Below are 13,247 nucleotides of genomic sequence, written 5' to 3' on the forward strand. Positions count from 1 at the left end.
TTACCTGTTCAGGAAGCCGTCAATGTCTGTCAGTGCTTCGCTCAGCGGTAGACGCTGGACAGGTACGCCATCAGGGAAGGCGGAGAGAAGGCGGGACGGCATCCGGCTGTCCAGAATGATGAACACGCCCCGGTCATCAGCCCGGCGGATGAGGCGCCCGAAGGCCTGACGCAGGCGCATCCGGGTGATGAGGTCGTCATAATCGCCCGGCCTGCCGCCGGAAAGATGGCGGCGGCGTTCCCGGTGTAGGATGTCGGGCCGGGGCCAGGGGGTGCGCTCCATCACCACCATGCGGAGGGCCTCTCCAGGGACATCCACGCCATCACGCATGGCATCCGTGCCCAGCAGGCAGCTGTTCGTCTCGGTACGGAAGACATCCACCAGCGTGGCGTTGTTCATGGCGTCCACATGCTGGGCGTAGAGGGGGATGTTCTTCATCCCCAGCGGCTCATGGATGCGGCGGTGGACCTCTTTCAGCCGTTGAATGGCTGTGAAAAGCCCCAGAGCTCCTCCATTGGCGGTTTCAAAAAGAGCCTGAAAGGCCTGCGCCTGTGCTGCCGGGTCCCGTGAGACATCCGTGATGATGTAGGCCCGTGTCTGGTGGGCATAGTCGAAGGGACTCATCAGGGCAGCCCGCATGGGGGGCTTGAGGAAATGCGCCGTGCCCAGTCGTCGCTCAGCCTTTTCCCATCCGGCTTCCCCGTCTTCATCCGGGCTGCGGTCCCGCAGGGTGGCGGAGGTGATGAGCAGCCCGTGCGTGGTGCTTTGCAGGGTGCTGGCGAAGGGAATGGTCGGGTCCAGCCAGTGGCGGTTCAGGGCAATGTCGTGTCCTCCCTGGAGGAGCCGTGTGGGGGGTAAAGGCTCCCGGTGGATGAAGTCCACATAGGTCGGCAGGCTTGTCTGGGCAACGGGTTGCTCCATGATGGCCCGTACCATGCTGATCCACCCTTGAAGGCGGGAGAGGGCACGGCGATGCAGGCTGCGTATGGTTCCCTCCAGCCGTTGCTGGAAGGCTGTATCGGGGTCTTCCTCCTGCGCTTCCAGAGCTTCCTGAAGGTGCCGGATGATCCGGTCCAGCGGGGTGACGATGTCCTGAAGGGCCGTGAGCAGGGTTTCGGCGTGCTCACGCAGCGGGGCGGGTATGGGGTGCAGGTCGCATTCCTGGCGAGGATAATGGCCCTGCTGGCCGCGGGTCTGCATCTGTATTTCCGCTATGCGGGCATCCAGATGCATGTCCAGCATCTGGAGGAACGCCTCGGCCGGTTGGGGGAGGGACGCTTCCTCGACCATGGCGAGGGGGAAAGGGTCTTCCTCATCGTCATCAGGCGGGGTGGCAGGCCTGTCTTCCAGCGGGGGGACGTCTGGTGGCGGCGGGGCCATGCGGGCCTGCCGGGCCTCATGCAGGCGTCCGCTCCAGCCGGGGCGTGGCAGGCCTTTCTGTGTGGCAAGGACAAGCTCCTGAAGGGCATCCTTGAGGGCTGGCAGGCGCTCCATCAGGTCTTCCATGCGGCGCATCAGGCCACGGGCACGGGAGCGGCTCCCCTCAGCCCCGAGTATCCAGCGGCGCAGGTCGGCTGCTTCCAGCCCGGAGAAGACCAGAGAGAAGGCATTGTCTGCTGCATCAGGGATATGATGGCCTTCATCAAAGACATAACGGGTGGGGACGCCATTTTCGTCTGCCAGATTGCCGGGTGCCATGTCCTGCGGCAGCATGGCGTTCCACGCTGCCTGGGACAGGACGAGCGCATGGTTGGCGATGACGAACCGGGCATGTTGTGCACGGCGTATGCCATGCTCGATGAAGCAGCTCTGATAATGCGGGCAGGCGGAATGGATGCACTCGCCCCGCCGGTCGGCAATCATGTTCAGCAGCCCGGGCTGGAACAGGTCCCCGAACCAGCCGGGAAGGTCGCCCCCCATCAGGTCGCCATCTTCCGTGGTCTCGGCCCAGAGAGCGAGAAAGACCAGCGGGATGAGGCCAGGCTGCGCCTGTGGCTGGCGGTTGAGAAGGGCGGTGGTGATATCTTCCAGGTTCAGGAGGCAGAGATAGTTTTCCCGCCCCTTGCGGATGACGGCAAGTTCATGCCGTTCTGTCGGATCGGGGTAAAGACGGGTCAGTTCCTGTTCGATCTGCCGTTGCAGATGGCGGGTATAGGTACTGACCCAGACAGCTCCGTCATTCTTTTCGGCCCAGAGGCTGGCCGGGGCGATGTAGCCCATTGTCTTGCCCGTGCCGGTACCCGCCTCGGCCAGCATGATGTTGGGGGCATTGGCGACATCCCGGGGGGTGAAGGCGTAGCTGGTGGCCGAGGCAAAATCGGCCTGACCGGGGCGGGGTTCTGCATGCCTGCCCAGCAGGGCGGAAAGACGCCTGCGGGCTTCCTGCTGGCTGACTGGCTGGCTGCCAGCAGGGGGACGGGGCGCACGCTCCTCCCACTGGGGCAGGCGCCGCCATATTTTCAGGGCATCAATTTCTCTGGATCGTCCCGAAGATGCAGAGGGAGGAGGCAGGGCCTCTTTCACGATGTCGTGCCAGCTCCATCCGGCCTGGTCCAGAGTGGGCAGCAGAAGGTGGAGCGTCGCGATTTTCTGGGGAGGCTGTCCCGACAGCTCATCCAGAAGGTGCTGGGCAATACGGTAGAGACTGTCGGCCTGTAGGGGAGCTGTATCCGTCGGTTCTGCAAGGCCCAGCTCCAGGGCGAGGCCACGGGCTGTCGGGGTCACGCTCCGGGCCGGATGGACGAGAAGGAAGAGTTCCAGCAGGTCCAGCCAGGGAGCGGGAGGAGGTTCCGGGGGCAGTTCCAGCAGGCGGAGCGTGGCAGGCCCGTGGATGAGCAGCGGCGGCGGCAGCTGGCGGAGCATGTCCCGGACTTCGGCAAGGGGGATGTCCAGCACCTCACCATCAGGCGTGATGAGGGAGGAGAGGCCATGTCGTGCGATCAGGGCTGGCGCATCAAGGTGGGAGCGGAACAGGCTGGGCATGCTCCAACTCATACACAGGAAGTCCCCCTTCTGCGAGGGGAAAGCAGTGCACGTCCCGCCTGCATACTTGACCAGAGGGGGGAGGGTTCATAATTAACGTAGTCTTATGCAGAACAAAACGCCTTCTCCCCAGAATGATTCGTCTTTCCCCAAGCTCTGGCCGTTTGAGGAAGCCCGTAAACTGGCTGCCCGTGTGGCAGACAGGGACCCCAGCAAACCGGTTCTGATGGAGACAGGCTACGGGCCTTCCGGCCTGCCGCATATCGGTACGTTCGGCGAAGTGGCCCGGACGACATGGGTCCGGCAGGCTTTTGAGAAGCTGACAGGTCGCCAGACCCGTCTTCTGGCCTTTTCTGATGACATGGATGCCCTGCGCAAGGTGCCGGGCAATGTCCCCCAGCAGGAGATGCTGGCTGAGCATCTTGGCCTGCCGCTCTCCCGTATTCCCGATCCGTTTGGCACGCATGAGAGTTTTGCGGCGCACAACAATGCCCGCCTGCGCCAGTTCCTTGATGCGTTCGGGTTCGATTATGAATTTGCTTCTGCAACCGATTACTACACGTCCGGCATCTTCGATGCGGCGCTGAAGCGTGTTCTGGAAGAGCATGACCGCATCATCGAGGTGATCGCTCCCACGCTGGGCAAGGAACGGCGGGCGACCTATTCCCCCGTGCTGCCGATCCATCCCGAGACGGGCCGTGTCATGCAGGTGCCCATCATCAGCGTGAACCCGGAAGCCGGGACAGTCGTCTGGAAGGACGAGGACGGGAAGAGCTTTGAGACATCCGTCTATGGCGGACAGGCCAAGATGCAGTGGAAGGCCGACTGGGCCATGCGCTGGTATGCTCTGGGTGTCGATTATGAGATGTCCGGCAAGGACCTCATCGACAGCGTGAAGCTTTCCTCCAGGATATGCCGCATTCTTGGCAGTGAGCCACCGCTGAACCTGACCTATGAGCTGTTCCTCGATGCCAATGGGCAGAAGATCAGCAAGTCCAAGGGAAATGGCCTCTCCGTGGAGGAATGGCTGCGGTACGGCCCGTCGGAGAGTCTGGCTCATTACATGTTCCAGCAGCCGACCCGTGCCAAAAGGCTCTATACGGACATGATCCCCAGAGCCACGGATGAATATCTGGCCCTCGTGCAGAAGGGTGAGCAGCAGAGCGCAGAGGAGTTCCTTTCCAACCCGGTATGGTTCATCCATGAAGGGAAACTGCGCCCGCAGGATACCAGCCCGGTTTCCTTCACAGCCCTGCTGAATCTGGCCAGTGTGGCCAATGCCAGGGAAGTGGAGACACTCTGGAAGTTCCTGCGGCGTTATGATTCCAGCCTGTCGCCAGAGACACATCCTTATGTGGCACGGCTGGTGCAGCACGCTCTGGATTACTTCAATGAGCGTGTCCGTCCGACCAAGGTGTTCCGTGCTCCGACGGAGACAGAGCGCAAAGGTCTGGAAGACCTCGCAGCAACGCTGAAGACGGTGCCGGACAATGCGACCCCGGATGATGTGCAGAATGTCGTATTTGAGGTCGGCAAGCGTTACTTTGCCAAGCCGGAGCTGCGGTCCTGGTTCGGGTGCCTGTATGAGGTGCTGCTGGGGCAGAAAGAGGGCCCCCGCTTCGGCATTTTTGCGGCTTTGTTTGGCCTGAAGGAGACTGTTGCCCTCATTGATGAGGCTCTGGCACGTCCTGTTGAGCCTGCCGGGGCAACGGAGGAAACCAGAGGCTGAGGCATGACGGCTCCCTCCGGTATGCCAGATGGTGCGGATGCCTCTCCGTCACTTGCTGACGGACGGCTGCGGCGTTTTCTGACGCGTCTGCCGGCCATGGTGGGGCTGGTCCTGCTCATTTTTGCGGGGCTGGTGATCTGGCGGGAGCTTCAGCATCTGTCCCTCCAGCAGGTGATGGCGGGGCTTCATGCCATTCCTGCCGCCGCCTTGTGGAAGGGGGCCGGGGCAACCATTCTTTCTTATGCCATCCTGTCTTTCTACGATGGTCTGGCCTGTCATCATGTGCAGGCGGGCATTTCGTGGCGGCGGTCAGCCTTTGTGGCGTTCTGTTCCTATGTCCTGTCCCATAATCTTGGGTGCGCAGCCATTTCGGGCACGGCTGTGCGCTACAGGCTCTATCGTAACTGGGGTGTGCCGGGGATCAAGATTGCGGCCATCGTGGCGTTCTGTTCCGTCACCTACTGGCTGGGGATGCTGGGGCTTGTGGGGTTCATCCTGCTGGCCCAGCCGGGCATTATTCCTTATGTCCGTCATCTGCCGCCCTGGGTAACTGATCTTGGGGGGGCAGCCTGTTTCTCTGTCCTGCTGGCCTATGTGCTTCTGCCCTGCTGGAAGCAGGAAGTGCATATTGGCAGGTGGACATTGCGGTTTCCAGACTGGCGGATCGGGCTGGGGCAGATCCTGTCCAGCATGGCGGACATGTCTGCTACCGCCCTGATCGCATGGTGTGTGCTGGATACGCTGCCCAATGGGAGCGGCCTGACATTTGGCGGGTTTCTGGCCATTTATATCGGGGCTTACACGGCCGGTCTGCTGGCCAATGTTCCGGGTGGGCTGGGAGTGTTCGACAGCACCATGCTGCTGGCGCTGTCCCCGTGGTTTTCCGTGCCGCACATCATGGCAGGGATTCTGGTTTTTCGCCTGTTCTATTACATCATTCCCCTGCTTCTGGCGGGTGCCATGTTTGCCGGGCATGAGCTGTTCATAAAAGGGGCACCTCTGCTGGCCCGGTTTGGCAGGACCGTGGAGCACAGCCAGAGTTTGCGTTCATCTGAAGCGGATTTCGCCACGATCGTTGCCACGGGCAGTCAGGCCGTGCTGGGCATCGTCATCGTGGTTTATGCCCTTCTGGCACCATTGCCTCCGTTCCATTCTTTCTGGAGTGCGGTCCTTCTTCAGGGCGCCGCTTTTCTGCTGACCCTCATCGGGGTGATGCTCGTCGGCCTGTCTCTGGGGCTGTCCCAGCGGGTGGCGTTGGCTTGGCGGCTTTCTGTCGGGGCTCTGTCCATCACGCTGGTGATCCTGACCGTAAGGCAGGCCCATTGGGTGGCTTTTCTTGTCGTGCTGGCCGTGCTGTTCGTTTTGCTGCCATTCCGCAAAACCTATTACAGGCAGGCTTACTGGCGGGTAGAGCCGTTTTCTCCTTTTGTTCTGGCGCCATTTTCGCTCTGGCTGTGCGGGTTGGCCGGTGTCAGCTGGATCGCCCGTCAGCGGCATCTCGGGCATGTCTGGTGGCGTTCTATGGTTCATGATGCCCATACGGCGGTCGGGCGCTGGTTTCTCGGTGGTGCGGCCGTGTGCTGTCTGCTGGGGCTGTGGTTTGCCCTGAGGAAAGCACGGCTGCATCTTCTCCCATGGAACATGGATGCCCGGGTGCAGTACGCCTGCCTTCAGGATTCAGCAGAGGCTCTTTCCCTGCCGTGTGAGCGCCTTTTCGTGCCTGATGGCATTTTGTCGGATGCAACGGGGAAGGCTGCCTGCGCGGTGGTCCGGCTGAAGCCTTTCCTGCTGTCGGAGCCAGTGCTCCTGTGTCTGGGCGGAGCCGTGGGGGCACGGGGACAGCGGGGTGGTGCTGTCTGGCGGCTGCGGGATTACGCCGTGCAGGAAGGGTGCCAGCTGGCCGTCCTTCAGCAGGGAGCACGGCAGGCGGACATCTACGCCTCTTTCGGCCTTGGTCTTTTTTCTCTTGAAGGCGACGAGGGATGGTTTCTTGTCTGCCGGCCGGAAGATTATCACGCCCTGAAGCTGCTGCTGGGCCTTTAGAAAAACCCGTTTTCCTCATCAGCCAGAAGAGGGCTGACGTGCGGCAGGGCAAGCCCCGGCTGGGCCGGGTAGGCTTCCAGAATCTGGAGATGGAGGCCGGTGCCAGAAGGCAGATGCTCTACCAGACTGATGTGGTCTACTGTCATTTCAGAGCTGTGAAAGAGGTTGTGCCGCTGTATCCATGGGATGAGATCGGTCGGGGAGGCCGGTTCCAGCCAGGCAATGGTCACTTCCGGGACGACGGCACGGCGGGGCAGGGAGAGGCCTGCGCGGCGGAGGGTGCTGGCAAGCCGCTTCTGCAAGGCAAGTAGCGGGGCCTGCGGAGTGAGGCTGACTGTCAGCCGGTCTTCCATCTCTCCCATCTGATGGCCGACCTGATGGAGGGCCAGAGAGAAAGGTTCCCATCGCAGGTGGGACAGGGTCATGTCCAGCTCCTCCATCTCGTGGCGGCTGTTTAGGTGGCCAAGGGGCTGGAGGGGGATCAGACACTGTTCTGCCGGTGACCAGCGGACATCATCCAGACTGCCACGCAGCAGGCCAAGTTCTGCCTGTATGGTGGGGGACAGCGTGAGGGCGAGGGAAAGATTCATGGGGCCTCCCGCAAATCAGGGAGATTAACAAAAAGAAAGTCAGGGTCTTGTCCTGAATTCTTGACTTGGGAAGAAACTACCCCACATTCTACGGGAACGATAGGGACGGGCCCAGTGAGTCCCCCCTGAAGACTTATCGCAGCAAGTGGATATCATGGCTTTCCATTCCGATTACGAGACAACACGAGGACAGGCGGCTGCCGCTTTTGATGCGGGTCTGCGGGCTTACATGCTGCGTGTCTACAACTGGATGGCTCTTGCTCTGGGGATAACGGGGGTGACGGCCTATGCCGTGGTCCATACGTCGCTCCGGGCGCTGTTCTTTCATGTCGTGCAGAGAGGGGATGCTTTTGCGCTGGCTCCGACCGGACTGGGGATGGTGAGTGTTTTCGCCCCTCTGGTCTTTGTCATGGTGCTGTCCTTTGGTGTGAACCGTCTCTCCCGTTCGACAGTGCAGCTTCTGTTTGTGCTGTTCAGCGTGGCCATGGGCGTCAGCATGGCATCGCTGCTTCTGGCCTACACAGGGTCTTCTGTTGTCCGGACATTCTTTATTGCCGCCTCCCTGTATGGCGTCATGTCTCTCTGGGGGTATGTGACGAACCGGTCCCTCATGGGGATGGGGTCGTTCCTGACGATGGGGCTGATAGGTCTGGTGATCGCTTCTCTGGTCAACATGTTCATCCCGGCCCATGGGCTGACAGTGGCCATATCTTTCATCGGGGTGCTGCTGTTCACGGGGCTGACAGCTTATGACACCCAGCGCATCAAGCTTTCCTATCAGCAGTATGCGTCTGTCCTTCCGGCTGAAGAGACGGGGAAGATGGGGATCTATGATGCCCTGACGATGTATCTGAATTTTGTAAATCTCTTTCAGTTCCTGCTGCAGTTTACAGGAACAAGATCTGGTGGGCGCGATTGATCCACTGATGAGTCGGGTCAGTGCCCTGACAGGAAGAGGAGCCTCCGGGCTCCTTTTTTGTTGCGATTTTTTGCGGTTGAAAGGAAAATGGAAAATTAAGCGATCATCTTCTTGTTTTTGATGAAAATATGATGTTTTCTCAGAAATGGCAGATAACCGGTCTTTTTTTAAAAAGACCGACGGGGTTCCTTTTTTTTATGAGGCTTGCCCCCTTGTAATCTCCGTTATTCGGGAAGAATAAAGTGGGCGGCACTGGGGTCTCAGGGCTCCATATTTCATATTGAGTACGGAGGGAGTTCCCTTCTGTTGTCAGGATACGAACGGGAAAGGCACATATAAGATGACAACGTTCGGTGGCGATCGCGCTGTCCTGACTGTGTCAGAAAGTGTTCCGGCCTTTTTACGGCGGAACAACAGATAGAGGCAGGATCCATGAAAAGACTCTGGCGATTTTTCCCGGCGTTGCCTGCATTGATGCTGTCGGGCTGTACGGTTGATCTTCTTCAGCCAGCCGGCCCGATCGGGGAAGGTAATCGCGACATGATGGTGCTTGAATGGGCCGTCATGATGTGCGTTGTGGTTCCGGTGATTATTGCGACACTCGTATTTGCCTGGAAATACCGGGCTTCCAATACGAAGGCGGAATATCTGCGGAACTGGTCACATTCAAACAAGATTGAAGTGTTCATCTGGGGTGTCCCCATTCTGATCATTCTTGTTCTGAGTGTCTTCAATTACTGGAGCACGCATTATTACGACCCGTACAAGCCCATCTCCAAAGAGATGCAGGTAAAAGTTGGTGCGCCCGATGCAAAGCCGCTCCATGTGGAAGTTGTTTCCCTGGACTGGAAGTGGCTGTTCATTTACCCAGACCTTGGGATTGCAACCATCAACGAGCTGGATGTCCCCACAAAGACACCTCTGGATTTCCGGATTACGTCTGACAGTGTGATGACATCGTTCTTCATTCCGCAGCTGGGGTCACAGATCTACAGCATGGCCGGGATGGAAACACAGCTCCACCTGATGGCAAGCCGCCCGGGCAATTTCCAGGGTGAGGCCGCCCAGTACACGGGGCCGGGCTTCTCCGACATGCGCTTCCGCACGATTGCCATGCCGCAGGAGCAGTTTGACGCCTGGGTACAGAATGTACGCAGTGGCGACAATCCGCTCGCAGCCAAGGAAGCCTTGGATGCACAGACGTACCTGAAATATCACGCCGCACCGGCTGCCCCGCATGCTGAGGCACCCAAGCCGGCTCCGGTCGTGTATTTCTCCAACGTACAGTCTGGGCTGTTTGAGAGCATTGTTGCGAAATACAATGTCGGCATGACCCATGAGAACCACGGCACGAGCATGGGCGACAAGTCCATGGACATGCCTGCTGAGTCTCATACGGCTGCACCTTCCAATACCGGCATGTGAGGACTGATCTAAAGATGCTCGGAAAACTTACCCTTTCGTCCATACCGTATGATGTGCCGATTCTTGTCGGTACATTCATCGGTGTGGCTGTAATCGGGATTGCCGTTCTTGCGGCGGTCACCTATTTCAAAAAATGGGGTTATCTGTGGCGCGAGTGGCTGACCACGGTCGACCACAAGAAGCTCGCCATCATGTATGTTGTTCTCGGTCTCGTCATGCTTGTGCGTGGCTTTGCCGATGCGCTGATGATGCGTACACAGCTTGCCCTTGCCTACGCAGGTAACCCCGGTTATCTGCCTCCGCACCATTATGACCAGGTCTTCTCGGCCCATGGTACGATCATGATCTTCTTCATGGCCATGGTGATGATGCAGGCCCTGTTCAACTTCGTGGTGCCATTGCAGATTGGTGCGCGCGACGTTGCGTTCCCGCTGATCAACTCGATCAGCTTCTACATGACGCTCGTCAGTGCCATTCTCATCAACATCTCCCTCTTCATTGGTGAGTTCTCCAATGTTGGCTGGCTCGGCTACCCGCCGATCTCCGAACTGCAGTTCAATCCCGGCGTCGGTGTGGATTACTACATCTGGTCGGTGCAGATCTCCGGTATCGGTACTCTGCTGACAGGGATGAACTTCCTGACGACGATCATCAAGCTGCGTGCCCCCGGCATGAAGTGGATGCACATTCCCGTCTTCACATGGACGGCTTTCTTTGCCTGCATCATGATCCTGACGACCTTCCCGGTTCTGACGGTTTCCATGGCTCTGCTGGCTCTGGATCGTTACCTCGGCATGCACTTCTTTACCAATGATGGTGGCGGTAGCGTCATGCTCTACCTGAACCTGATCTGGTCCTGGGGTCATCCGGAAGTTTACATCCTCATCCTGCCTGCCTTCGGTGTGTTCTCCGAAATTGCAGCGACCTTCTCCGGCAAGCCGCTCTTCGGTTATGCCACGATGGTCATCGCAACGGGTATCATCACCTTCCTGGGCAGCATCGTGTGGGTTCACCACTTCTTCACGATGGGTGCTGGTGCTGATGTGAACACCTTCTTCGGTATCATGACGATGTTCATCGCCGTGCCGACGGGTGTGAAGATCTTCAACTGGCTCTTCACCATGTACAAGGGGCGTGTCCGCTTCGAAGGTCCGATGCACTGGATCGTCGGCTTCATGATCACCTTCTCCATCGGTGGTATGACCGGTGTCATGATGGCCATGCCGGCAGCAGACTGGGTGATCCACAACTCCCTGTTCCTGGTGGCGCACTTCCATAACGTGATTATTGGTGGTGTGTTCTTCGGTTACGTGGCTGGTCTGAGCTACTGGTTCCCGAAGGCTTTCGGCTACAAGATGCGCGATGTCTGGGGTAAATGGGCGTTCCGTTTCTGGTTCGTCGGTTTCTACCTCTCCTTCATCCCGCTCTATGCTGTTGGTCTGGAGGGCATGACCCGTCGTATGAACCATTACGACAACCCGAACTGGCACCCCTGGCTGCTCGTGGCCTGTGTTGGCGTGTTCGTTCTGGCTGCCGGTCTGGCCTGCCAGGTCATCCAGTTCGTGCTGGCTGCGTTTGACGCCGTCAACAAGAAGCCGGATGCTCTGGATCTGACGGGTGACAACTGGGGTTCTGGCCGTACGCTGGAATGGTCCCTTCCATCTCCGGTTCCGCACTACAACTTCGCACGTCTGCCGGTCATCCGTGGCCTGGATACGTTCCATATCGAGAAGGAGCTGGGTCGCCCGGCACCGGTCTCCGAGCTGGAGCCGATCCACATGCCGAAATATTCGGCTGTTGGCCCGATGCTGGGTGCCTGCGGGCTGCTGATCGGCTTTGCGCTGGTCTGGCACATCTGGTGGGCTGTGATCGTAGGGCTGGTCGTAGCCTTCTTCACCATCGTTCACCGCAGTGCGAACCTGGATGTTGATTTCTACGTCACCGTGGAAGAGATCCGTGCTGATGAAGAAGCTTTTGCCCGGCGGCTTGCCGCTGCCAAGGCAGCAGAGTAAAGGGAGGCGATGAAAACCATGTCTTATGACGTAATGCACGCGCCCTCTGCTCATCACGATGAGCATGAGCATCATCAGCAGGAAACCACGATCTTTGGTTTCTGGATCTACCTGATGACGGACTGTATCATTTTCGGCACGCTGTTTGCCGTCTTTGCTACACTCTGCCATCACTTTGCTGGTGGGCCGACGGGGAAGGACCTGTTCGATATCAAGAATGTTGAGATCGAAACAGCCATCCTGCTTTTCTCCTCCATCACCTACGGCTTTGCTTCCATCAACGCCCACAAGAAGAACAAGGGTGCCGTGCTGGGTTGGCTGCTGCTGACCTTCGTGCTCGGCGTGTCCTTCGTCGTTCTGGAGATCAACGAGTTCCACGAGCTCGTGGCTCACGGCGCAGGGCCGGACAAGTCCGCCTTCCTGTCTTCTTTCTTCACGCTGGTAGGGACACACGGGCTGCATGTCACGATCGGTCTGATCTGGATGCTGGTCCTGTTCTTCCAGATCATGGGCAAACAGGGGCTTAGCACCCGGATGCAGACGAAACTGACGTGCCTGAGCCTGTTCTGGCATTTCCTTGACATCGTCTGGATCTGCGTCTTTTCCTTCGTTTACCTGGGGAGTGTTGTCTAATGAGCGGGAATCATACGACATCGCACGAAGGTGAAAATCACGGCTCCTATGGCTCCTACATTGTAGGGTTCATCCTTGCCGTGGTCCTGACAGTGGCATCCTTTGCCACTGTTCTCAGCAAGGCCTTCTCCTTCTGGCAGACGATTGCCATTCTCGGTGTGCTGGCTGCGGTCCAGATGGTCGTCCATCTGATCTTCTTCCTGCACATGGGTACGAAGAGCCTCTCCCAGCGGCAGAATCTGGCAGCTTTCATCGTGACGGCCCTGATGGTCCTGATCGTGGTTGCCGGGTATCTGTTCGTTCTCTGGGACGCTCAGGCGAACATGATGGCTGGTTGATAGACCGGCCCATCATGTCAGCGACATGAAGAAACCGGTGGGGGGAAACCTCCACCGGTTTTTTTTATGTGTGATGCAGCCGTGGCAGCCATGCAAAGAAAAACCCCCGGAGGGACAATTCCCCCCGGAGGTTCTGCTCCGTTCCAGCAGGAAGAAGGCTGGCGTCAGTCCTTGTGTGGCTCTTCGGAGAGCATCTCACGCTTGCCTTCCTTGCCGTTCCATTCCTCACGGTCGGCCGGGGGCGTGCCCTTCTGGCTCATGTTCGGCCAGATGGCTGAATATTTGGCATTGATCTCCATCCAGTCAGCGGCACGGGCATCACTGTCGGGGAAGATGGCTTCTGCCGGGCACTCAGGCTCGCACACGCCGCAGTCAATGCATTCATCAGGATTGATGACGAGGAAGTTCTCACCAGCGTAGAAGCAGTCAACGGGGCAGACTTCCACACAGTCCATGAACTTGCAGCGAACACAGTTTTCTGTGACCACATAGGCCATTATTGCCGTCTCCGGTTTGGTGTTGCAGGCCAGCCAAACGGCCCATTTCAAAGATTCCAGCACTGATATGCCGAAAGCG

The 13,247-nt window shown here is 58.7% G+C and carries 10 protein-coding genes; 7 read left to right on the forward strand and 3 right to left on the reverse strand.

The features are described from left to right. Positions 1-2,994 (reverse strand): ATP-dependent DNA helicase, encoded by a 2,994-nt coding sequence (locus tag DTJ15_RS02895; protein ID WP_249109355.1) that lies wholly within the window; start codon positions 2,992-2,994, stop codon positions 1-3. 94 nt (positions 2,995-3,088) lie between these two features. Between DTJ15_RS02895 and DTJ15_RS02900 the strand changes: the two genes are divergently transcribed. After that, complete coding sequence (locus tag DTJ15_RS02900) at positions 3,089-4,711, forward strand: lysine--tRNA ligase (protein ID WP_248630427.1); 1,623 nt, start codon at positions 3,089-3,091, stop codon at positions 4,709-4,711. A 3-nt stretch (positions 4,712-4,714) separates the two neighbouring features. Continuing rightward, positions 4,715-6,754 (forward strand): lysylphosphatidylglycerol synthase domain-containing protein, encoded by a 2,040-nt coding sequence (locus DTJ15_RS02905; protein WP_249109356.1) that lies wholly within the window; start codon positions 4,715-4,717, stop codon positions 6,752-6,754. Here the strand turns inward: DTJ15_RS02905 and DTJ15_RS02910 are convergent. Continuing rightward, the gene (locus tag DTJ15_RS02910) at positions 6,751-7,344 is read right to left on the reverse strand and encodes a 2'-5' RNA ligase family protein (RefSeq protein ID WP_249109357.1); all 594 of its coding nucleotides are present in this window, start codon (positions 7,342-7,344) and stop codon (positions 6,751-6,753) included. The genes DTJ15_RS02905 and DTJ15_RS02910 overlap by 4 nt on opposite strands. Positions 7,345-7,498: 154 nt before the next feature. On the opposite strand from DTJ15_RS02910, the gene DTJ15_RS02915 reads away from it, so the two are divergent. The 5 genes from DTJ15_RS02915 (at position 7,499) to cyoD (ending at position 12,671) form a co-directional block, all read left to right on the forward strand. Continuing rightward, positions 7,499-8,263, forward strand: coding sequence for a Bax inhibitor-1/YccA family protein (locus DTJ15_RS02915; RefSeq protein ID WP_248460507.1), 765 nt, complete (start codon positions 7,499-7,501; stop codon positions 8,261-8,263). A 432-nt stretch (positions 8,264-8,695) separates the two neighbouring features. Then, on the forward strand, positions 8,696-9,688 hold the full coding sequence (gene cyoA, locus DTJ15_RS02920) for a ubiquinol oxidase subunit II (RefSeq protein ID WP_227431357.1): 993 nt from the start codon (positions 8,696-8,698) through the stop codon (positions 9,686-9,688). A 14-nt stretch (positions 9,689-9,702) separates the two neighbouring features. Further along, positions 9,703-11,700: a cbb3-type cytochrome c oxidase subunit I gene (locus tag DTJ15_RS02925; RefSeq protein ID WP_043560513.1), complete on the forward strand. Its 1,998-nt coding sequence runs from the start codon at positions 9,703-9,705 to the stop codon at positions 11,698-11,700. 18 nt (positions 11,701-11,718) lie between these two features. Beyond that, positions 11,719-12,333 carry a cytochrome o ubiquinol oxidase subunit III gene (cyoC, locus tag DTJ15_RS02930; protein ID WP_043561362.1) on the forward strand — a complete coding sequence of 205 codons (615 nt, stop codon included), beginning with the start codon at positions 11,719-11,721 and terminating at the stop codon, positions 12,331-12,333. Beyond that, positions 12,333-12,671, forward strand: a complete 339-nt coding sequence (gene cyoD, locus DTJ15_RS02935) for a cytochrome o ubiquinol oxidase subunit IV (RefSeq protein ID WP_043560511.1) — start codon at positions 12,333-12,335, stop codon at positions 12,669-12,671. Before cyoC ends, cyoD begins: the two co-directional genes overlap by 1 nt. Positions 12,672-12,835: 164 nt before the next feature. On the opposite strand, the gene fdxA is transcribed toward cyoD, so the two are convergent. After that, positions 12,836-13,168, reverse strand: a complete 333-nt coding sequence (gene fdxA / locus DTJ15_RS02940) for a ferredoxin FdxA (RefSeq protein WP_043561359.1) — start codon at positions 13,166-13,168, stop codon at positions 12,836-12,838. Positions 13,169-13,247: the final 79 nt, after the last annotated feature.

Source organism: Parasaccharibacter sp. TMW 2.1891, assembly GCF_023337675.1.
Lineage (GTDB): Bacteria > Pseudomonadota > Alphaproteobacteria > Acetobacterales > Acetobacteraceae > Bombella > Bombella apis.